Source organism: Enterococcus sp. DIV0167 (assembly GCF_050541555.1).
In the GTDB taxonomy this organism is placed as follows: Bacteria; Bacillota; Bacilli; order Lactobacillales; family Enterococcaceae; genus Enterococcus; species Enterococcus faecalis.
The window spans coordinates 1,972,937-1,996,555 of sequence record NZ_CP172933.1; the positions used below are offsets into that span (position 1 = coordinate 1,972,937).

20 protein-coding genes and 1 other annotated feature are annotated in these 23,619 nt (G+C 34.5%); all 20 genes read right to left on the reverse strand.

What is annotated here, in order from left to right; translation table 11 throughout:
- Positions 1–72 precede the first annotated feature (72 nt).
- Positions 73–723, reverse strand: coding sequence for a hypothetical protein (locus IGM09_RS09420; RefSeq protein WP_010823866.1), 651 nt, complete (start codon positions 721–723; stop codon positions 73–75).
- Positions 724–1,385: 662 nt separating this feature from the next.
- Entirely contained in the window at positions 1,386–2,198 is an 813-nt protein-coding gene (locus tag IGM09_RS09425; RefSeq protein WP_010713192.1) for an ABC transporter permease, read from the reverse strand.
- The gene (locus tag IGM09_RS09430; protein ID WP_025192006.1) at positions 2,198–3,583 is read right to left on the reverse strand and encodes an ATP-binding cassette domain-containing protein; all 1,386 of its coding nucleotides are present in this window, start codon (positions 3,581–3,583) and stop codon (positions 2,198–2,200) included. The genes IGM09_RS09425 and IGM09_RS09430 overlap by 1 nt, the downstream gene beginning before the upstream one ends.
- On the reverse strand, positions 3,567–4,706 hold the full coding sequence (gene glf, locus IGM09_RS09435) for a UDP-galactopyranose mutase (RefSeq protein WP_002359687.1): 1,140 nt from the start codon (positions 4,704–4,706) through the stop codon (positions 3,567–3,569). The genes IGM09_RS09430 and glf overlap by 17 nt, the downstream gene beginning before the upstream one ends.
- 58 nt (positions 4,707–4,764) lie before the next feature.
- Positions 4,765–5,163 carry a lipoprotein CpsH gene (cpsH, locus tag IGM09_RS09440; protein ID WP_010776017.1) on the reverse strand — a complete coding sequence of 133 codons (399 nt, stop codon included), beginning with the start codon at positions 5,161–5,163 and terminating at the stop codon, positions 4,765–4,767.
- Positions 5,164–5,180: 17 nt separating this feature from the next.
- Positions 5,181–7,634, reverse strand: coding sequence for a UDP-N-acetylmuramate dehydrogenase (murB, locus tag IGM09_RS09445; RefSeq protein WP_002378569.1), 2,454 nt, complete (start codon positions 7,632–7,634; stop codon positions 5,181–5,183).
- Positions 7,635–7,660: 26 nt separating this feature from the next.
- A complete protein-coding gene (gene cpsF / locus IGM09_RS09450; RefSeq protein WP_010713189.1) occupies positions 7,661–8,512 on the reverse strand; it encodes a casular polysaccharide biosynthesis protein CpsF in 852 nt (283 codons plus the stop codon).
- 23 nt (positions 8,513–8,535) lie between these two features.
- Positions 8,536–11,046, reverse strand: coding sequence for a glycosyltransferase family 2 protein (locus IGM09_RS09455; protein WP_010713188.1), 2,511 nt, complete (start codon positions 11,044–11,046; stop codon positions 8,536–8,538).
- Between the two features lie 69 nt (positions 11,047–11,115).
- Entirely contained in the window at positions 11,116–12,582 is a 1,467-nt protein-coding gene (locus IGM09_RS09460) for a glycosyltransferase family A protein (RefSeq protein WP_033625093.1), read from the reverse strand.
- 18 nt (positions 12,583–12,600) lie between these two features.
- Positions 12,601–13,770 (reverse strand): CDP-glycerol glycerophosphotransferase family protein, encoded by a 1,170-nt coding sequence (locus tag IGM09_RS09465; RefSeq protein WP_033625094.1) that lies wholly within the window; start codon positions 13,768–13,770, stop codon positions 12,601–12,603.
- Positions 13,771–14,242: 472 nt separating this feature from the next.
- A complete protein-coding gene (locus IGM09_RS09470) occupies positions 14,243–15,043 on the reverse strand; it encodes a phosphatidate cytidylyltransferase (RefSeq protein ID WP_002397120.1) in 801 nt (266 codons plus the stop codon).
- Positions 15,040–15,855, reverse strand: coding sequence for an isoprenyl transferase (locus tag IGM09_RS09475; protein WP_002356646.1), 816 nt, complete (start codon positions 15,853–15,855; stop codon positions 15,040–15,042). Before IGM09_RS09475 ends, IGM09_RS09470 begins: the two co-directional genes overlap by 4 nt.
- Before the next feature lie 347 nt (positions 15,856–16,202).
- Positions 16,203–17,021, reverse strand: coding sequence for a MetQ/NlpA family ABC transporter substrate-binding protein (locus tag IGM09_RS09480; RefSeq protein WP_016616121.1), 819 nt, complete (start codon positions 17,019–17,021; stop codon positions 16,203–16,205).
- A 14-nt stretch (positions 17,022–17,035) separates the two neighbouring features.
- Positions 17,036–17,722: a methionine ABC transporter permease gene (locus IGM09_RS09485; protein WP_002356640.1), complete on the reverse strand. Its 687-nt coding sequence runs from the start codon at positions 17,720–17,722 to the stop codon at positions 17,036–17,038.
- Positions 17,715–18,752, reverse strand: a complete 1,038-nt coding sequence (locus tag IGM09_RS09490) for a methionine ABC transporter ATP-binding protein (protein WP_002356639.1) — start codon at positions 18,750–18,752, stop codon at positions 17,715–17,717. The genes IGM09_RS09485 and IGM09_RS09490 overlap by 8 nt, the downstream gene beginning before the upstream one ends.
- A 113-nt stretch (positions 18,753–18,865) precedes the next feature.
- Positions 18,866–19,113, reverse strand: a binding site (T-box leader).
- A 53-nt stretch (positions 19,114–19,166) separates the two neighbouring features.
- Positions 19,167–19,481, reverse strand: a complete 315-nt coding sequence (locus IGM09_RS09495; protein WP_080270567.1) for a glycine cleavage system protein H — start codon at positions 19,479–19,481, stop codon at positions 19,167–19,169.
- A 5-nt stretch (positions 19,482–19,486) separates the two neighbouring features.
- The gene (locus IGM09_RS09500; RefSeq protein WP_002376650.1) at positions 19,487–19,846 is read right to left on the reverse strand and encodes an arsenate reductase family protein; all 360 of its coding nucleotides are present in this window, start codon (positions 19,844–19,846) and stop codon (positions 19,487–19,489) included.
- A 24-nt stretch (positions 19,847–19,870) separates the two neighbouring features.
- Positions 19,871–21,058 (reverse strand): FtsW/RodA/SpoVE family cell cycle protein, encoded by a 1,188-nt coding sequence (locus IGM09_RS09505; protein ID WP_002367107.1) that lies wholly within the window; start codon positions 21,056–21,058, stop codon positions 19,871–19,873.
- 243 nt (positions 21,059–21,301) lie between these two features.
- Complete coding sequence (locus IGM09_RS09510; protein ID WP_002356635.1) at positions 21,302–22,738, reverse strand: helix-turn-helix domain-containing protein; 1,437 nt, start codon at positions 22,736–22,738, stop codon at positions 21,302–21,304.
- Complete coding sequence (locus IGM09_RS09515; RefSeq protein ID WP_002356634.1) at positions 22,739–23,440, reverse strand: bacterial Ig-like domain-containing protein; 702 nt, start codon at positions 23,438–23,440, stop codon at positions 22,739–22,741. It lies immediately after the preceding gene.
- Positions 23,441–23,619: the final 179 nt, after the last annotated feature.

Sequence of the window (23,619 nt, forward strand, 5' to 3'; positions counted from 1 at the left end):
TTCTCTACTTTTCTTAAGTCAATTATAGCATATCGCTAGAAAAAGTGGCAGCTTGTGTCCTTTTACTTTCATTTAAGCATCAATAATCAAAGAATAAGCATAAGGACTTTCATAAATTCCTGAAGTATAATAATTGAGCCTCTTTTTAAATAGCGGGCCGTCAATTACCAACGTATGGTACTCCCCGTTTTCTCCGCAAATATCTAATTGATGCTCTTTAAGGTACGTGATAAATGTTTCATTTAACGGTTCTCCTAAAAATTTTATTGGAATACCTGCCTCTTTGCTGACCGTTTTGATAATTGCTGTGTACCCTTTTGCCAAGAATTCTTTGACAAGTGCTTCGCGATTCTCCTGCCAAAGAGGTAATTGTGGCTCAAGCCCAGCACTTAATGCAACTTGGCGATCCCAAGCACCATTTTGTTCAATATCTATATCGCCAAAACAAACCGTTTCTGCACCCAATTTTTTAGTTTCATGCAGTGCCTCAACCACTTTTTCTGTGTAATTTGTTTCGTTGTTATGTGATATAACAAGTGGTAAATCTAACGCTTCGGCTGCTGATTCTAAGACGGAGATTGGTATCCCGTGAAACCAAGAACGATTAATTTCATCACTTAATGTTGTCACTAACGCAACTGGCTGATTTCCTGCTTGTACCAATCGATCCATCGCCAATAAACAATCTTTACCAGAGCTATAACTTAAACAAAATTTTTTCATAAACGTTCCCTCTTTTCTCTATGACTATACCTCAAAATAATACATCCGTATACATATTTATTATTTAAGTATAACTAATACTGAATAGTTATTTGAATCAAAACATGGTATAAAATAGAGGTAAAGCAAGCTTTATTCACTTCTTTATATCTCTTTTCAACGGATGATCAGCTGGCGGAAACCAGCTGATCTTTTTTTCAAAAAACACAGCTATCTTTTGCAGTTTTCTTTTCCTCATGTTATAAAGAGAGGGTAGGAAGCATTTATTCACTTCTTTACAAATCTATCTTAATCTTAGACAGTCGGCGGAAAACGGCTGTCTATTTATCTGGAAAAATTATGAACTCGTCAGCTAGTGGTCAGTTGACGAGTTTTATGTTATAATAATTAGAACACGAAAAATATTTTTAAACGAACCATTCAATTGTTTTGATGATTTTATTCAAAACTGGCGTGTCTAGAGAGACACAAGGATGTATTAGAGGTAGGGAATACATCGCTTAAATGAAAAATACTTGAATACTAGAAATAGTCTGATCCAACTTTAAAATAATAATATTGATTCGTTAGATAGCCTTCTCTTTAAAGAGAAGGCTATTGTCAATTAAAGAGTAAAACCACCGTATTCTTGTCAGTATACGGTGGTTTTACTTCTTCATATATTACATATAATCAACAAATTTGCTTCTGAACTTAACATGTAAATGAGCCCCTACGATAAATATTACTAATGTTGTTAGCCAAAAAACAATAAGCTGGGGCTTATCTTCAAAAAACCATCTTTTATAGAAAAATGTATCTCGAAATCCATTAATAATATATGCGTAAGGATTCAACATAAGAATTTTTGATAACCAAGACGGTAAATTCTTTGTACTCAAATCCCAAAAGACCCCTGACATATACATTAATACTTGGATAATAGAATTCAAGAAAATTTGATAATCCCTAATTAATGCAGCAATCGTTGAATTAATTAGACTAAAACTATATAAAAAGATAATCATCGCTACAATATAGTAAGGTAGCTGAATCCAATAAATAGAAATCTTTTCGCCTGTCGAGATTGAGACAATTGCTGCTAACGTAGTGAATGCAAAATAACTTGGTAACTCAGAAAATATTTTAACCATTGGCAAAATACTTATTGGAAACTTCATTCTAGAGACCATGCCAACTTGCATATAAACAGAACTAGAAGCTTGTTTCGTTACTGTACTTAAAAAAATCCATGTACTTAATCCTATCATCAACCAAGCGATATAGGATACTCCTCCTTTTACGGTTCGAGCACCACCAAGGGCAATCCCAAAAGCAAAATAATAGACACCTAACTGAATTAAAGGACTTAAAATTTGCCATAAATTTCCTAAGATGTGGCTTTGATATAATGCTTTATTACTGTATTTAGCAATTCGTTGTGCAACGCCTAAGTATGAAAACTGTTCAGCTAAAATTAATTTTACCTCGCGCATTATTCAGTCACCTCTTTCAATTTCAACACTTGTCCAGGATAAATAGGTACCTCAATGATTTCTGGGTTCAAAGTTTGAAGTTGTTCTATAGTGAGTCCGTGATTTTCAGCAATCAAACTGACTGAATCTCCAACTTCCACTGTATATGTCGACACAGCTTGTTCACTATTATTATTTTCTGGTACGTTCGTTGAACTAGACTGTACTTCCTCCTGCTGGATAGATTCTTTTGTTGAAGTTGGTTTAGTTTTAGACGTTTTCACAGCGCTTGAATCCTTACCTGCTACTTTCTCAGGAACAAATATACGTTGAATTGTTTCTGCTGGATGAATAAAAGCTGTTGTTAATGAAATACCTTTTACAAAGGTAAGACTTACATAAAAAATCATACAAAGTAGCAAAATTAACAAGCTCTTCGTACCAAGAGTCATTTTATCTCCAATTTTATTTTTAGTAGTAAATTTTATGACTTCTTTAGTCGTCCGGCGACTGCCTACTTGTTGATTGGCTTTTTCAAGAATTGTTTCTTGAAGTTGTTCCAAAGAAAAATTTCTCTGTTTGGCCTTGCCATCTCTCTGATACGATTCTTTTTGCGGTTCAGTGAAATGATTATAACGGTGCAAGAAAGCACGATATTCCTTTAAAATATGCTTAGTTTCACCAAATGCACGTAGGTCACCATAATGCATCCAAGCGACACGATCACAAATTTGCTCTACTTGTTGAATAGAATGAGAGACGAAAAAGATAGTTTTGCCTTGCTCTTTAAATGCAAGCATTTTTTTTAAGCCTTTATTATAGAAGGTTTGATCTCCTACAGATAACGCTTCATCGATTACTAAAATATCTGGATTTTGATGAACCGCAATTGAAAAACCAAGCTTAGCACGCATACCGCTAGAATAAGTTTTAACAGGCTGGTCGATAAAAACGCCTAATTCTGAGAATTCAATAATATCATCGATTTTGGCATCAATTTCTTTATTCTTTTCCCCCAACATTAAACATTTCATTCGAATGTTTTCTCGTCCTGTTAAATTATTATTTAGTCCTGCACCAATCGAAATAATTGAAACTTCACCATTTATTTCAAGTTCTCCTGACGTTTGAGGAGTGATGCCTGAAATAATGTTTGATAAAGTGGATTTGCCTGAACCATTTAAACCAATAATACCAATTGTTTCTCCAGAATATACGTCGAGGCTAACACCTTTTAACGCCCAAAATGTGGGAACTTTGTTTTGAAAAATACTAAAAAGTGTCTTCAATTTGTCAATACGTGTTTGCGCTAAACTGTATTCTTTGGTAAGTAATTTTGTTCTAACTTTCAGTTCTTTTTCCATTTGTTCCTCCGAGTCTAACCGTTCACTAGTTGGCCATTTCACCAAATTCTTTAGCGACTGCTTTCAAAGCTGCTCCGAAAACTTGGTCCATATCATAGTATTGATAATTGGCTAAACGTCCACCAAAAATAACTTTTTCTTGAGCGTTTGCTTTTTCTTTGTATTTTCTAAACAAAAGTGAATTTTTCTCATCATTAACAGGATAATAGGCTTCTTTTGAACGATCCCAATCTTGTGGGTATTCTTTCGTCAAAATCGTTTTGTTTTCATCGGCCTGTTGATCAAAATGTCGCCATTCCATTATCCGTGTATAGGGGGTTTCCGCATCTGTGTAATTAATTACGGCATTGCCTTGTGCATTGTTTGAATCTACTGTTTCATTTTCAAAACGTACTGAACGATATTCTAATTCGCCATAAGAATAATCAAAGAATGCATCAATCATCCCTGTATAAACAATTTTTGGAAACTCTGATAAGTAAGTTTCTTTCTCTGCCAAAAAGTCTTTATTCAATTGAATATCAATTAATTCACTCTCTAACAATTTATCAAACATAGCTGTGTAACCGTCGACAGGTACGCCTTGATAGCGATGGTTAAAGTAATTATTATCAAAAGTAAAACGAGTTGGCAAACGGCGAATAATAAAACTTGGTAATTCCGTAGCCTTACGTCCCCACTGTTTTTCTGTATAGCCTTTAATTAATTTTTCATAGATGTCTGTTCCTATCAAACGAATCGCTTGTTCTTCTAAATTTTTTGGAGCTCCTTTAATTCCAGCTGCCTCCCGCTGTTCTGAAATTTTTGCTTGTGCTTCAGCTGGTGTTTTTACCCCCCACATTTGGTAGAACGTATTCATATTGAATGGTAGGTTGTAGAGCTCCCCTTTGTAATTAGCAACTACTTGATTGATGTAGCCATTGAATTCCGTCAATTGATTGACATAAGACCATACTTCTTTATTGTCAGTATGAAAAATATGGGCACCATAGTCATGGACATTAATCCCATTTTCTTTATGTGTATACATATTGCCACCAATATGAGCACGTTTCTCAATAACTAATACTTTTTTCCCTCGTTTAGCTGCTTCACAAGCAAACGTTGCCCCAAAAGGTCCCGAACCAACAATTAAATAGTCATAATTTTTCGTATTGTATTTCATTTACTAACTTCTCCTAACAAAGTTACTTTCAATTTATTTCAAACACCAAATGCATTATTTATTTCTTCACTAGAGTAGCCAATACTTTTTTTCCAACGCCTTCTTTTGTGTAAGAATATAAGTTGATTTTTTCGTTATCTTTTTCTATTTTATAAACTACAAGTGATTTCAAATTTTTTCCCTTTAAAATCACAATATTATCATTTGTAGTCGAAACATCATAAATACGTTTGCCATCCAATGTCCACACATTATCTTTAACAACTAATGTTTTCCAATCCCAATTAGCTGTTACTTGATACTCTCCATTTACAATCAAAGGTTGTTCTGAGTTAGTACTTTTGGAAATAGTTGTCTCTTGGTTTTCCGAATATTTTTTACCGATGTAATATCCTGACCAAAAACCACAACCGATACCAATTGCTAAAGACACAATTATCGTGATTATTTTCTTCATGTCACACACTCCTCTGTTTATTTAAAAGTTAAACTTGCTTCCCACATATTTGCACCTAAAATTCTCACTTCTGGTTTTAATAAAAATCCAGAAAATTCATAAACTTTTGCAATAATTAAATAAATTAATGCTTCATAGTCTTGAGCAGAGGCTTGTTCAACATTGATAAAGAAACCTGGATGTTTTTCAGATACTTTTACTCCGCCAATTCTAGTACCAACTAAGCCAGCTTGTTGAATTAATCGAGGCGCCCGTCCCCAAGTAAAAGTTGATCCATGATTTGGATGTGTTAGTGGGTGCATCCTTTCTCTAATTTCGACAGTTCCTACCATGTCATTTACCATGTTTTCTAAATTACCTTCTGAAATCTGTAATTTAGTTTCTAGAATAATCCACTCAGGATGATCCATAAATGAACTATAGCGATGACTAAATTGAACATCTTCTTTATTTAAAACTTTAATTTCTCCATTTTCATCTACAATCGTAGCTTCAAGAAACATACTATTAATATCCTTAACTGTCCCAGCATTCATATAAACTGCGCCACCAATGGTTCCTGGAATATTATCTGCCCATTCTAAACCGCATTTCAAGTGTTCTAGTAGATAATAAGATGTTTCAATTAAACTTGCACCTGCCGAAACTGTTAAAACATTCCCCGTAATTTTACGATAATTCAAGGCAGTCATATTTAAAGTAATCCCACGGATACCACCATCACGGACTAAAATATTTGAACCTTTACCGATAACAGTTAAAGGAATCTGATTATTTTTAGCATATTTTACAATTAAAGCAACTTCTTCTATCGTTTTTGGAAAAATTAAAAGGTCTGCTGGACCACCAACAAAATTCGAAGCATATTCTTTTAATTCACGACCTACAAATAACTCTAAATCTGGTAATTCTTCTAAAAGATCCTGTTTCCACGAACGAATTCTCTCATTTTGCACAATTTTCATAATTAATTGTTTTCTTGTTAAAAGATTCTCTGGAATTGCTAATGCTTTTTTTTCTGTGCCTTGTTTCGGTTTAGGCTTAGGTTTTTGTATCGGATGCAAATACATGACATGTTCGATTTTTTCATCTTTCACATATTTACCGACGATTCTAAAAGGACTGAACGTTTCCTTTCCCTTAAACTTTTCACGATTAAATCTTGTAGTGACTTCACGATGATTATTCATAAAAATTAGTTCTTTATCTGTTAGCTTCCAAAAGCTTTCATTAGGGTTAGAATTTTTTATCGTACCATTTGGCGATAAAACAATTGCTGCGGAAATCGGAACAGTTGTTTTAGCTCGATAAAAATCCAAAGGTTTATTGATAATATATCGTCTAAATTCATCATATACTTCGTCTTCATCTGGGCTAAATTTACTTGTCAACGCATCGGTTAACCACTTATCTGAAATCTCTTTTTCCCTGGCAATCTTTCCAGCGGTCTTTTGATAGTCAAGTGCTAAACTAATGTTTTTATTTTCTTCAATTTCTTGTTTTGTATTTTGCTCATAGACACGTCTAGTTTCGCCAAGCTCAAATAGGTTCATCAAGCTGTTAAAGCGATCAATTCCACGTTGTTCATTATAAAAAATTGAAAACGGTTTTTGGAAAATAGTCGCAAAAACAGTGCCATGAAACGAATCAGTAATAATATATTTTGCTTCTCGATAAACAGCTAAGAAATTTTCTGGTGTATCTTCAGAAACATATTCTACTGTATTAGGGAATGTTTTTTTCGCTAGTTCACGTCCTTTTAAAGGATTAGGCAAGACCACTAATTTCAGTCCCAATTTTTCTGCGATCGCTAGTGCTACACGAACTTTTTCCTTGTTAATATCCAAGAAAAAGACAGCCATATAATCTCCTGATTCTTGTCGTTTAAACGTAGCTTGATCAGCTAAAGAATCATATTCACTTCTTTCAACAAGATAGGTTGGATCCAAAGCCTGAATAACTTCTTCTTGAAAAATATCCTTCATAATTTGTACAGAAAAATCTTCTCTCATAGAAACATGATTAAACTGTGTAATATCTTTTTTGCGGTTTGCAACCCATTTGGGATCATATTTACTTGTATCTGCTTTTCCTAATGAAACAGAATAAGCAATTGTTTTATTACGAGGATAAACAAAATCTAAGAAATCATCATCGTCTACCCAACCATTCCACGGATTCCACATCTGATCAGAACCTAAAATAAAGGTATCTAGATTTTCTAAATCATTCAATGTCGGTAACGTTTCTTTTGTTAATTGCTCGGTATAGGGCATATTATTTTTCTTAAAAAAATTATACGCTAAAGGCATCCATGCTCGAAAGTTACTTCTGTTTTTATAACCTAGTGGTCCATCAATCATAACCGTCTCGTACCCTTTATTCTGTACATATTTGTTTAGAGCATAGTATGTTAAGATTGATCCATAATTTTGGTTATACCACCAGCCCATAATTGCTGCTTTTTTCATTTTTCCGCTCCTACTTTCTCTGTTACTTAATCAAATAAATAATTATTTATTAACGCTAATTGTAAATGAATACTTTCCATTATCGTAAGGCCGTGTATACCAATTGTATTTTCAGAATCAATCATTAATTCTAATTTTTTCAAGGTAAAACCATTAGATAAGGGGTAAATTTTCTCATACATTTTTTTATTTGCTTCAGAAGCAATCACCGTAATGTTTTCTAATTCATAGTTTGACTGTTCCATCTTATCTTTTATTCGGTTTGAAAAATCCATTTCTACGAAATCAAACATTAACTGACGATCTATTCTACCATCCGCGCTGTTTACCCAAGGCTCTCGATCAATTACTGGATCTACACTAACTGTTTTGTAATTACCTGTAATACCTAATAATAACGCTCCCGTTCCGCCTCTAGAATTTCCATAGAAGATTATATCTTGATGCTTCAGTCCAAATTCTGTTTTCTTTGCTTCAATTAAATCCAAAATTTCTTGCTCAAATAATGTGTAATAGGATCCTGACACAAAGCCAACATCAGCTATTCTAAGAATGATGGTATTTTTTCGAACAGATTGAGACAGGGTATTCCATTGTCTCAATCCAAAATATCTTTCTTTGGCGCCAGAGTGTCCCACTCCATCCGCAGGAACAAAAAGTACTACCATCTTCTTACTTAGTAATTCATTAAATTCTGGGATTTGGATACTATAATGAATATTTCCAAATTTTTCCAGACCAATAGACAAAGTATCTAGAGCAACAAAATTAAGTTGATCATTTAAAATTCCATCAACTGTATAACCTTGTAATGCTTTTACCTTTATCAATTCTTTCTCTTCAGGATGATTATCTAAAAAATTCCATAAATCGTTCATTTTTAATCTCCTTTAAAATCTTTCTATTTCAACAACCCTTTTGCTTTTTTAAGACTTTTTGATACAGCTTTTTTAATTGTTGTAGGTTCATTTCCTTCAATTTTATTGATAGGTGTTAATTCGTTACTGATGCTTGTCATTGTATCTTGGATATAGCCTTGGTTTTGTCGAACGACACTGAAATGCGTTTCCCCTTCTCGAGAAGTCAAAATTCGAACATTGTAATCAAATGCTGCATATTTTTGAGTATAGCCCGCCCAAATTGTAAAAACATTGTCTACGAAAGTATAATACATATTTTCTTGTAGTAAGGTATAGCCTTTTTCCCACTCGGCTTGTAAAACAATCGATTTTAAAGTAGTACCTTCTTTTTTAATTAATAAAGATACTAATAAACTATCATGAATTATTTTTGTATTGTCACCCATATAAACGAAATCAATCACTCCGCTGGCATTGCTTGTATCGTTATCTGCAATAATAATTGAAAACATTTCAATTGCCGTCCCATTCCCCTGGGTTTTCTCTTGTCCAAAAATTACTTTACCTCCACGCTCTTGAATATGAACATTCGGGATAATGAAGGTTTTTTTCATCCCAAAATCTTTATAAATATTTTGATATATTTCTAAATTGTATTGTAAAATATTTTGGATTCGAGTGATACGTTCTACTTGTTCTGGGTCATTAGAATATTTTTCTTTTTTCACTAAGTCTAGCCCTAATTGTTGGATATATTTCTCTTTTAATTCTTGATAGAAACGTTCTTTAAATGCTTGATCAACACGATTCATATCAAAAATAAACCAGTTTAATGTATTAATAATTTTTAAACGATATGCTTCAATCCGATTTGGAGCATGTTGTTTTAAGTACTCCAACATTTTGTCATGTAAATTGAACTCATCACGATAATTCATTCCGTACGTAGACATCAAACCATCTTGTCTAACAATTCGAGTCAGCAAATATTTGTTTAGCGCAACAATTTTTTCGGTACCTAATAATGCTGTATAAGTGAAATAAGCGTCTTCACCAACAAATTGTTCTAAGTTTACCAAGTTATTTTCTTTGATGTATTCTAATAAAAATAATTTGTCATATAAATAAGGAGTTACTTCATCCAATGAAATTTCTTCACCAGACATACGTCCGCCATTAGTTAGTAATGGATTGTGAACCACGTGCACTTCTCCATTTGGCAATTTTTCTTTCATACCAAATAAAAGAATATCTGTTGCACTATCATATGCACGATAATAAGCGTCTTGTAATAAATTCACTTCAAAATGATCATCTGCATCTAGAAATTGTAAATACCGGCCTCGTGCCATCGAAATGCCCACATTTCTTGCATGTCCAGGATTACTTTTGCCAATAGAAATCCCCATAATTCTCGGATCTTTTACTGCAAATTCGTTAATGATATCCATAGTATTATCCGTAGAACCGTTCTCTACCAAAATGATTTCAATTTCACGTAAAGACTGCCCACAAACAGTTTCTAATGTTTGTCTTAAATATTTGGATGCATTGTGAATCGGCATGACAACACTAACTTTATACAGATTTTTCAAGTAGTCCTCATAATAAGCTACTGGATCATTCGAAATTTGATAAAATTGTTTGATATATTCAAAATCGATATCATTCAGCTGGTCTATTTCTATAGCTTGTTTAAAATCTACTGCCACTTCTTGAATCACTTCATAAACCGACTCGTCACGTAAATGGGTTAATTTTTCAATCGCCCAAAAGTATTTTTCGAACATTTGCTTATAAAAATAACCTTTGTAACGTTCAAATTTATTTTGTTCAATTAAATTTGAACGAATTAGTTTAAATTGTTGAAACAAGAAAGGAACCTTTGTTGCCACATTATTTACTGTCGAATTCGGGTTGTCTTGTCTATAAAAATACAAACAATCTTTAATAAAAATAACATTCTGAGATGCTGAATTGATTTTCCAAAATAGACCAGTGTCCCCATAACTTTTAATTTCCTCATCCCAAGTTACGTTTTCTTTCTCAATCATACTTTTTTTATAAATGGCATTCCATGGATAAACTTGTACAATTAAATCCGTCGTTTTTAAGTCAATCAATTGATTGTATTTATCGGGATATTGCCATAATATATCTCGCTCAACCTCTTCTTCCGAAGAAAATTCAACCCAGTTACAACGGACAACATCTGCATGATGACTTTTAGCCGTATTGTATAAACGCTCATAGGCATGCAACGCTACATAATCGTCACTTTCAAATTCAGCAATATACTCACCTTTTGCTTCTGAAACACCCAAGTTAAAGGCTTTTCCAATTCCCCCATTTTTAACATTGAAAACGCGAAAACGTGGATCGTCTTGTGCAATTTCTTCAATAATTTTTTGACTATTATCAGTAGAGCCATCATTAATAATTAAAAATTCAATTTCTTTTAATGTTTGATCTTTCAAACTCATTAATGCCTCTTCTAAATAGGTTTCTACGTTATAGACGGGTACAATGACTGACACTTTCACATTTTCCATAAAACAAATTTCCCTCACTTATCATTTATAGTTGTATACTCAAAATATCCTGATTTAAACGGACAAAATTTAAGCAAAAAACTTACTAAAATCTTTAACCCCAATTTCTAAATAATTATCAAAAACTATCGTAAATCTACTTTCTTTATTTGAAAATTTTTCTGGCAACTCCACCTGGTAACTAGTTTCACTAATTTTTTTAAACGCCAGCCTCTGTCTTGTTTCAAAAGGATTTTTCAGCTCTTTTATTTCAAATCCTGTAATTTTTTGGTGTGTATACACATTTAAAGAAAGCGTATTGCCTTCACGTTGCGTTGCTTCTGCATAAGCATTCATGCGAACTGCTGGGAATCGTTTCAATAATCTGGGATAATAATAACTTCTCTCTGTTTTTGAAACATAACCAAAGCGATTGACTAACACCCAACGAATGGACTGACATTGAATAAACCAATACAAACCATCAATATCGTTAGTTTGTAAAAATGTCCAAATAATTTGGCGCACATCACTTCTAAAATACGGGCTAGGATCAAAATTTAATTCGCCTAAATACAGATCCATCTGTACTTTAAAGTCTTGTAATCGCTTTTTACTGAATGGATACCCAGTATCCCTCCGAATACAAAAGTCATAAATTAGCCATTCTAAACGGCGGGCTAACATCCGCTCTTTAGACAAATCATCTGGAAACTGTTGATTGATATAACTTAACGCACGCAACCAAGAAAGCATAAATGTCCGATTAATTGATTTGCTTAAACTTTCATTATCTGCATCTCGATTTAAATAAGTCGTTAACCTTTCCCCTTGTGTAATGGTTTTTGAAAATCGCATGGCTTCATAAAAGAACAGCACATCATCAGCCACCCGTTGATTAACAAAGTGTAAATTATTATTGTGTATCAGTGAAGTTCTTAACATGATAGCTTGCGGTCCTAACCAACCATAAAATTCAGCTGGCAATTCTTGGATAGACCGATTTTTAAATGACCCATCCACATAATACGGCTTACTTTTTAACATTAAGTGGCCATCCGTACTCTGTATTAGACCAGAAACAGCAAAATCATCGTGAGAGTCATCTAGTAGGTCTGATAAATATTTCAATGCATTTAAATCATACCAATCATCTGCATCTAAGAAGACACTATACTCACCACGTGCATTTACAATTCCTACGTTTCTTGGGCCGTGAGCACCTCCAGTGTTTTCAAGTAGCTGATAAATTTCAATATTCGGATATCTTTCAAGATATGGCTCTATTACTTTTAACGAATGATCTGTGGAACAATCATCAATAAACATCACTTGCAATTGCTCGATCCCAATGGTTTGTTGAACAAGAGAATCCATCATCTTTTTAAGATATGGTGCATTATTATAATTAGCAATAATGATTGAGACTTTAGGATTTTTTGATATTTTTTCTGAAGAGGACAGCTTAAATTGACTTAACTCCTTTTTCCACGTTTCAGTATCTAACATATATTGATACTCTTCATATTCTTTTTGGACTTCTTTTTGTTTTTCCAACCTACACCCTCCGGCTTTTTATCTCTTTAAAATTTCTGAAATCAGCTGTCTAGTGGCATCCTGATTTTCAAGGCAAAATTCACGAAAAAACTGCACATATAAACGTTGTTCCTGTTCCGTTTTAGAAAACAATACGTTTTTTACAGACGTTACTAGGCTATCCGTATCTGTCACAATTTTCCCAGGCAAAATTGCTGTTGGGTCAAAATAGAATCCCCTTGTACTATTTTGATACTTTTCCTTATCATACATAAAAAATAGCATCGGTTTTTTTGTTAATGCAAAATCAAACATAACCGATGAATAATCTGTAATTAATAAGTCAGCGATTAAATAAAGTTGATTGATATCTGGATAAGAAGAAACATCGATTACACGTGAACCAAATGCACTTATATCAAAACTTTCTGCAATTAAATAATGTAGTCGTGTAAGTATAACAACAGAAGAATCAATTGCTAAAAGTTGTTCAACTGGCAAATGGTTGGTAAAACGATAGGCTCCTTTTCGAATAGACTCATCATCACGCCACGTGGGGGCATAAAGAATAATTTTTTGATTGACTGAAAGGCCTAACTGATTGCGAACAGAAAAAGCTATTTTGTCCTTATTTTCACAAACTAACAAATCATTTCGCGGATATCCTACTTCTAATATTTCCCCTCCATAATGAAAGGCCTGTCGAAATACTCTCGTACTATATGCATTAGGTGAGATGAGATAATCCCAACGCTTTGCTTCTTGAATGACTTCTAGTTTATAGCTCTCTGTTTCATGGTCTGGCATTTTGACTGTTTCAATATCTAAGCCCAGTTTCTTTAGAGGGGTCCCATGCCACGTCTGTATATAGATTGTTGTTTGATTCTTATACATCCAAGCTGGCATCCGCGTGTTAAAAACCCAATACTGAGCTCTTGGCATCAACCATAGCCATCTCCAACTTAATCGTTTGACGAAAGGAACATTCTCTTCCACAAAAGGCATCTCATATCCTTTTTTGACTGCCCAAATACATTGATATTCAGGACAGTTATCTCTTATGTACTCAAAAATTGCACGTGGATTATCACTATACTGTTTTCCATGAAAACTTTCAAAAATAAATAACTTCTTTTTAGGTAGTTTACCTAAAAAGAAAAAACAAGCTTTTATGGCTTGATGTATACTATTCTCTAAAAATTTTTTCATTGAATTAATCCTTTACATTAGATTATCAAAAATATAATCCTAATCTATAACCTTGTATGAAGAACGCGTTCACAAATCTCTAAATTATCTTCTCTTTACTTGTTTAAATTTATGAATAACTCTCACCACGATTGAACAAGCTTATAAAATACATTATTTTGCTTTTCTTCTTTTAAGTATAAATTTATCTATGCTAAACGTCAATGGCTTTATTGAAATAAACATTCCAGTGTTATTCGATTGTTATAATTTAATTTTTAACAATCGAATAACACTGGAATGTTCAGATATTTAACATCCAATCACCTATTTAATTTTTTAGAAACTTTAGCCATCTTTATACAATTACTCTTATAAACTAAATAACTCACAAGGTACCTAAACTAACCCAATAAACAGCAAAAATCCAGAAGAGTCTCTCTTCTGGATTTTTGCTTATTTGACGATACTTTTTTAAATTTTGTTAATCAATTTAAAATAATCCACATAAGTGCATAATTGGGAAAACAAATAATAAACTATCAAAACGATCTAAAATACCACCATGTCCTGGCAAGATGTTACCAGAGTCTTTCACGCCATAATGACGTTTGATAGAAGATTCAACCAAATCACCGAATTGACCTACTATAGAAAATAGAACCGTCAATACAAGCATCACCGGCATCGGATAAGGAAATAGCCCTTTATTAGCTGTGAAAACTAAAAACAACGCTGCTACAACGACGGCTGATAAAATACCACCAAGTGCACCTTCTATTGTCTTGTTGGGTGAAACATCTGGCATCAATTTATGACGACCAAATCGGCGTCCAAATAGATATGCACCAATATCCGTTGCCCAGACAATGAATAAAGCAAATAACAAGACTTCAAAACCTGCGGAACGGGCACTAATAAAGTTCTGGAACCCCATCCCTACATATAAACTGACAATAACTGGAAAGCCAGCTTCTTCAATCGTATATGTATTTTTAGAAATTACCGAAGCACCTAACAACAACATTACAGTGACATAAAATAAAATGAAATTTGTTTGCATTTCCGGCAAAAAGTTTAACCATTTAATTGTTGGGATAACTAAAAAAACGGCCCCTAATGCTGATAAAATACCTTCAAAACTTAATAACGTTAATCCTTTCATACGGAATAACTCGTACACGCCGACTACTGCCAAAGCAACAGCGGCAATCTCAATTGCAAAACCACCATACCAGATAATTGGAATAAAGATGATTAATGCGACGATAGCTGTGATGACACGTTGTCTCACTGCGGATCGCTCCCTTCTGTTTCTGTAGTTTCTTTTAGACCTCCAAAACGACGATTACGATTTTGGAAAGAAGCAATCGCGGTTTCTAAAGTGTCCCCTGAAAAATCAGGCCATAATGCTTTTGTAAAAAACAACTCGCTATAAGCAATTTGCCATAGCAAGAAATTACTAATTCTCTCTTCCCCACTTGTTCGAATCAACAATTCTGGATCACGAAGTTCCGTGGGTAAAAAGCCAGTCATCAAGTGATCTGCGATCGTTTCTTCTGTAATCTCATCTGCCGTATATGTTTTTTCTGAAACCTCTGCAGCAATCTGTTTCATGGCAGTTAGTAGCTCCGCACGCGCCCCATAATTTAAAGCAAAGTTCAAAACCATGCCCGTATTGTCCTTGGTTTGCTCAATGGCCCGCTTAACAGCATCTTGCGTATGGCTTGGTAGAAACTCTTGGTAGCCCATTACATTGACTTTAACATTTTCCTTAATTAATTCAGGCACGAATGTATCAAAAAAATCAACAGGCAATTGCATTAAGAAATTGACTTCATCTGTTGGTCTCTTCCAATTTTCCGTTGAAAATGCATAAAGTGTTAAAACTTTAACACCTAAATGACTAGCATGCTTCGTTATTTTTTTGACCGTATCCATGCCTTCTTTATGTCCAGCAATTCTCGGCAGTCTTCGATTCTGTGCCCACCGGCCATTTCCGTCCATAATAATGGCAATGTGCTGCGGAATTTGGCCTTCTTTATCAAAGGCGTACTGGCTTGCTTCTTCTACATATTTATTTTTTTGCGGAAAAAAACGTAACATCTTTTTCCCTCCATTCCAAAAAATCTATCTTAATTATTATAACAATAACTAATGCAAATGCCTATGCATAGTCCCTGAATTTTCCTGATAATTAAGAAATTCCTTGTAACTTTATCATTTATGGTCCTTTTTTAAAAGAAAAAAACTTAGACTTGGCAGGTAAATCAACATGATGTATCTGCCTAGCCCTAAAATTTTAAATAAACAACGGGACAGGAGCAGCTTCTTCGGAAATAAGCTGAACGTCCTTGAGAGACAAAAAGCATCTTTCAGAACTTTCTTCTTATTTCTTGAAGCTTAACACGCCTGTCCCGACCTCAAGTTTTTATTCTATTGTCTTTTTCTTTTTATTCATTGACTGGAACAATGGCACCGTTCCATTTTTTCGTAATCCAATCTTGGACTTCTTTGCTACGTAACACTTTGACTAATTTTTTTACATTTTCGTTGTTTTCGTCTTCTTTACGAACCGCAATAATATTGGCATAAGGTGAACTTTCTTTTTCTAAAGCAATCGCATCTTTTTTCGGATTTAATCCTTGATCCACGGCAAAGTTTGAGTTAATTAAAACCGCAGCCCCTTCTTCATTGTCATAAAGAGTGGTCATGATTGCTGGATCACTTTCATGATTGAATTTCAACTTTTTAGTATTTTTATCAATATCATCGAAAGTAGCAGTTGTCCGGTCTACCCCTTCTTTCAGCGTGATTAAACCAGCATCTTCTAAAATCGTTAAAACACGTGGCCAATCTGAAACGGAAGAGCTAACGTAAATCGTTGAACCATCAGGAATTTCTTGTAACGATTTGTATTTTTTCGAGTAAAGCCCAACTGGTTCTAAATGAATCGCACCTGCATTCACAAAGTCATAATCATTTTCTTTAACCGCTTCATTAAAGAACGGCACATGTTGGAAATAGTTGGCATCGATATCACCACTTTCCAACGCCTTGTTAGGTAGCACGTAATCTGTATAAGTCGTCACTTCTAGTTTTACGCCTTCTTTTTCTAATAAAGGTTTTACATGTTCTAAAATCTCTGCATGTGGAACCGGTGAAGCCCCAACTTTCAAGACCGAGTCATCACTCTTTTTATTGCCGCAAGCCCCTAAAATTAAGACAGCTACTGCTACAGTAATTACTGACCATAATGTACGTTTTTTCATCTTATTCCCTCCATTTATCGTTTATCTATTTTTTTAGCGACTGTATCCCCAAGCCATTGAATCGCAAAGACAATAATTAAGATACAAATCGTTGCTACTAAGGTAACTGTATTTTGACCACGTTGGAAGCCATCTTGATACGCCAAACTTCCTAAACCACCCGCTCCAATAGCAGCTGCCATTGCAGTGTAGCCCACTAAAGAAATGGTTGTAACGGTTAAGCCAGAAACAAGTGCTGGCAGACTTTCTGGTAATAGAACTTTCCAAATTATTTGGAAACGATTGGCCCCCATTGCTTTGGCTGCTTCAATCACGCCTTTATCGACTTCACGAAAAGCAATTTCGACCATGCGAGCATAAAAAGGTGCTGCGGAAATAATCAATGCTGGTAAGGAGCCTTTGACACCAGACATACTCCCTAAAATAATTTTTGTAAAAGGAATTAACAGAACGATTAAGATAATAAACGGAATCGAACGGAAAATATTTACAAAAATGGCCACTAGCCAATACAGTAATCGGCTCAAAATCCCTTTTCTGCCTGACGTTTCAAAAAGTAGTAGTCCTAAAATCAGCCCTAAAATGGCGACCACTATGATTGAAATCCCTGTCATATAGAGTGTTTCAATCGTTTTTTCTTGTAGTTTACTTATATCAATTTGGGAAAAATCAAAGAAACTTGCTAAGCCACGATTATTCATTTCCAATCACCTCTGTTTCTACACGAAGTTTACGTAATCCTTCAATGGCTGCTAGAATATTTTGCTCTTCGCCTAATAATTGAATATAAAGAGAACCCACTGCACCTTGCTTTGTTTGCTGAATGTTCCCTTGAATAATACTGACTTCTACTTGATATTCTTGGACAATATGCGAGATAATTGGCAATTTTGCTTGTTCGCCGTGGAAAAGTAGGCGAACAATTTTTCCATTCGGATATTGTTCCAACATTTCTTCAACAACCAGTTCCGTTTCTTCAATGTTTTTATCCGCTTCTTGTTGGATAAAGCGTTTCGCAATTTCTGTTTGAGGCTTTTTGAAAATATCGATTACTTTACCTTCTTCAACAATTTCACCATATTCCATCACGGCTACGCGATTACAAATTTTACGAATCACGTGCATTTCATGGGTAATTAATACAACCGTTAAATTTAATTCTTGGTTGATTTTTAGTAGTAATTCTAGCACTTCATCGGTTGTCTGCGGATCCAAAGCACTCGTTGCTTCATCACAAAGCAAAATGTCAGGATTGTTAGCTAAGGCACGGGCAATCCCCACTCGTTGCTTTTGCCCACCAGAGAGTTGACTTGGGTAGGCGGTTTCCCGTCCTTCTAAACCAACCAACTTGATTAACTCTTCTGCGCGGCTTTTCCGATTTTGTTTTGGAACACCAGCAATTTCCAATGGGAGCATGATATTTTCTAGGACCGTCCGTGACCATAATAAATTAAAATGTTGAAAGATCATCCCAATTTTTTTACGGAAGTTTCGTAGTTCTTTATTTGGCAACAATGCAATATCTTGTCCTTGAATTTCTACTTCACCTTCTGTAGGTGTTTCAAGTCCATTCAATAGGCGAACCAACGTACTTTTTCCTGCACCTGAATAGCCAATAATGCCATAAATATCACCTGATTCAACCGTTAAATCAATATCTTTTAAAGCCGTGACTTTACCCGCTTTACCGGAAAACTCTTTTTTTACATGACGTAATTCAATTAATGCCATTTTGTTCTCCTCTTCTTTCTGTTCTACTTTCTTATTTTGAAGGTTTCGCACTTTTTATGAAACGAATTTGCTTAATAAAAACAAAAAAACTTCCATCCTTTTGCTATTACAGCAAAAAGGACGAAAGTTTGTCATTTCGTGATACCACCTTAATTCGCTATTATTTCTCAATAATAACCTCATACGGTACTTGATTCTTCGCATACCGTTGGCTGTAACGGGCGCCCCGTAGTAAGTTCACTGCTTCGCTCACTTACTCTGCTCAAAGACCATCTTCCATCTTAAATCTGTTACCCATTCTCAGCAAACAGGGCTCTCTTCAAACGTCCTTAACATGTACTCTTCTTTTCAAAGCTTTCTTTTGATTAGATTGAGAAAATTATAGCAATAAACATTGACCTTGTCAACGTAAGACTAAAGATTTTCAAATTCTGTTGGTTCAACATCTGCTAAAACAGCAATCCAGGCATTTTCTTCATCTAATGCACTTGGCTCTTGATCAGCCGCTTCATTAATCGCAACTACCTTACCAGATAATGGACTACTGAATTCACTGACTGCTTTTTCTGCTTCTAATTCAATTAAAGAATCACCCTTAGCTAATGTTTGTCCGACTTTTGGAAATGTTGCAAAAGTAATCTTCCCTAACTCCTCTTGGGCTTCGGCAGTTAAACCAATTTTATAACCTGCTTCTGTTGGTAAGATCCATAATTGATCGATTTGTTTCATTTCACTCATTTTCCAAGCACTCCTTCGTAATCTGCTTCTTTAAAACCATTCGTTAGAAATGTATTGTCTTTTAAGAGAATTGGACGCTTAATCAACATGCCATCCGCAGCTAAACGCTGACTTGCTTCTTCAATAGAAAAACTGTCAACCAGATCTTTTAAACCTTGTTCTCTATATAAAACCCCACTTGTGTTAAAAAAACGACGAACAGGCAAGCCGGTTTCTTTCATCCATTTTGCTAGTTGTTCACTACTAGGCGGTGTTGTTTTAATATCAATTGCTTGGTATTTAACGCCTTGTTGGTCTAACCACGCTTTCGCTTTTTTACAAGTTGAGCATTTAGGATATTCATAAAGTGTGTACATTTCTACCCCTTCTTTCTTCTTTCTTTAACGGCCACTTCTGGTACGAACCGTTTCTTGTTGGTAACGCATGGACATAATTAAGCCCACCCCAATCATGTTACCTAAAATGGAAGAACCACCTTGACTAATAAACGGTAATGGAATCCCAGTTAATGGTAGTAAACCAATATTTGCTCCAATGTTTTCAAAAACATGGAACAAAATCATCATGATAATTCCTGTGGCAATGTAGGCATAGAATTCATTATTTGTATCAAAACAAACGCGAATCATGCGGTAGATTAAAATAAAATACAACAAAATAATGAAACAGCCACCAATAAAGCCAAAGTTTTCACCAACAACTGTAAAAATCATATCTGACTCACGAACAGGGACATACACATCACTCACGTTAAAGCCTTTTCCGAAAAGGCCCCCAGAACCAATTGCTGTTAATGCTAGCGCTGGTTGGAATGAGCGATCTGGATCTGTATGGAAAGGATTTAGCCATAAATCAATCCGATCAAATTGATAAGCTTTAATGCCAATTTTAGACAATAAGTCTCTTCCTGTTTCTGTTGTTACCAAGTAGATGGTTCCAGCTCCGACTAGAGCAGCTATGATAAAGGCGGGCACAATAATTTTCCAAGTAATGCCAGACATTAAGAAAACTCCCCCAAAAATGGCTAAGAAAACTAACATCGTCCCGAAGTCTTTTTGTAAAAGTACTAAAACAATTACCGGAATCGCCACTAATAGCATTTTAGCGATTAGCCAAAAGTCGCTTTTGAGTGTTCGGTCCACATATTTAACATTATGCATGGTCACTATATAGGCCAACATCAAAATAAACGCAATCTTCATCAATTCCGATGGTTGGAATGTGGTGCCACCAAAGCGAATCCAGTTTTTAGAACCTGTTTGCTCTGCTAGCACGGGATCATAGAATTTCAGTAGTAATCCCATTAATACTAATCCAAGTGCATAAAAAACGGGCGTTAACCGCCAGAGTAATTTTGAGCTAAAATGCATAATAATGACAATACTTAATCCTCCGACTAAATACCACAGTCCTTGTTTCATTAACAAGCTACCAATTTTAGGTTTGCTTGGATCATTGTAAAGCGCTACGTAAAGCGATAGCATACCAATTAGTGATAAAAGAAACACTGGTAATATCACGCCGTAATCAATTCGACTATCTAAATTTGTTTTCTCTTTTCTATTCATTCGTCATCCCTTTTCCTTTGTTCATACGTTTTTTATTATATCTTTCTCACAGAAGAAAAGAAAGGAATTCTACTATATTTGAGAAAAACTTTAGAGAATTGGTCCTTCACTAGCAATTTTTTCTTTTTCTTCAATCCTATTTTGCTTTTATTTAAAATTTTTTACATCAGTGATAATGAGAAAGTTTACTATAAACAGTCAGTAACAAAAAACAGTCGCAACTAAAACACGTTGCGACTGTTTTTATTCGCTTTTTCTTTGTTTCGTTTGTTGTAGCTCTTTATTAATTCGGACAATTTCGTTGCCAAAATTTTGCCAGTCACTGGCTCGCGGGGGCGCTAGCCAAATTAAACATTTTACTGAAAATAACGTTTTTGGTAAATAATCCGAAACTACTAAATCCGTATCTGGTCGAATCGCTGAATGAAAGTGAATGCTGAAAGATTCGAATATTTTGATTTGTTCTTTGATAAACTGAGTATATTTTTCTCCTTGCGTAAAATTCACATAAAGATTGATCGTGCTTTTTTCATTCCTTTGGTCATAAAGACGGGATAACACTAATAGCAAATCAAAAAATAAAGAAAGCTTACTAAACTCAAACGCCGAGCAATCCAACGCAAATAAAAACTGACGACAGCTATTAAAAACAATTGGGTAGCGTTCCTGAAAAAATTCTAAATCCATAATTCGTAAGGTGATATCGATGAACGGCGTAATAAAACGATGTTGATAAATAATCGGAACAATTTCTTGATAAAATTCTTCGTCCGAAATTGTAAACGGCATATAAGAAAAGAATAATGTTTTCGTAGCCGTAATTGCCTCATTGTGAGAACTCAGCAAATGTTCCGAAATAAGTTCACTTTGATAGACCGATAAATTGCCGATAATTCCTTGAATTTCTGCGTTTTTCTCTGCATGAGTCGCCTTCATCACTTCGTTGATCCAACTTTGAATTTCTTGATAAATCGAACTTTCTTCATCAAAAGCGAATGGATTTTCTTCTTGGGATAAAAAATAATTAGCTTTTCTCTGCGTTCGTTCTAACGCCACCAATACATAATGTTTAAATAAATGAAAATTAGTGATATTTTCATAAGAGCCTTTCAATTGAGCCAATAATTGGTTAACTGCGCGAAGATCTGTTTGATTATATAATTCTTCAGAATCTTTGTAAATTCGGTAATAAAGCATAGTAAAATATTGTCTAATCGCCATTTCATTGCCGCTAAGTTGTAAATTTTTGGATAACTTGATACCGTATTGACCTAATTCTTTCCGGATATGGTCAACAATTTTGTACACAACCGTTCGACTCATCCCGTGCTTTTCACCGTATTTTTTGATTGAGGTAAACTGATGAAAGAAAATCGTTTTTAATAGATTAAATTCTAACGAGTCTTTTAAATAATATTCTTCAATAATACTTGAAGAAATACGAAGGCTTTGAGATAACAAAATTTCATTATTTTTTTCACTGATTTCCATCTCATTAATCAGACCAAAGCGTTGCAAATCTGCATTGATTTCTGTTATGTTCCGTTCTAGCAAATAAGGAGAAATAGCTAATTGCTTACATAAACGATCTTTTCGTTCAGAAAATGAATATTGTTGCTCTAACTTTCTAATAATCGCTAATTTTAAATTTTCCCGATCATCTAATAACAAGAATTCCATTTAAACTCTCCTTGTTCCATACAAAAGTGAGCCTGACAGGAAGCTTAAAGTGGTGCCAAATTGAGAGGACCCACTTGCCGCTCCTCCAGTAATTTCCACTGGGGCTATCGTATCTATTTTTTTCAACAACTCATCATTTAACAGCACCTTTTTATTTACTCGTTCCTGTTCAATTTTATTTTTCTTTTTCTCCTGTTTTGTTTGTTGCTCCTTGTCCTGTCTCGAGGCAATAATTGGTCTTTCTGGGCCAATCATTGCTTGACTATAAGGAAGCTCTGCAAGCATATTCCCCTCTGCAGCAAAATTAGTAGGGTTGACATACACCTTCGCAATAGAAAGGTATGACTCGTAACGGAAGGTTACAAAATAAAGGCCTACTTTTTGAGTATTTACATTATTTTCTATAATTACATTTTCTAAATTTAAAGGGCGACCCTCTTTATCTTTTAGAAAAACGACATTGTCTAAGGGTGACCATGCTTGATTAACTCCTAAAAACGTGTCTTTTAATTTAAGTTCCGTTTGATTTTCTTTGACCGTAATGGTTGCTGTTTCAATTTTGCCATCCACTTCATAAGTCACGGTATATTTGCCTGGTGTTGTCGCTTCGTTTGCATAGCTATTCACTGAAGCAATCAACATTCCTGAAGAAAGAAATAAGGCTGTGCCGATACTACCATAATAAATAGTTCGCTGGTTCATCTCGTTTATTATTCCTCCAAACTATTTCATAAAAATAACTATCTTAACAGAAAAACCTGCTAATAGGTGTTCTTAAAATAAAAGTCACTTGTAAAACTTCCTATTTTCCAAGGAAACAGCTACCCTCATTCATGCACTTATTCATCTTTTAAGCGTGGAACAAAAGTTACTTTAAACTT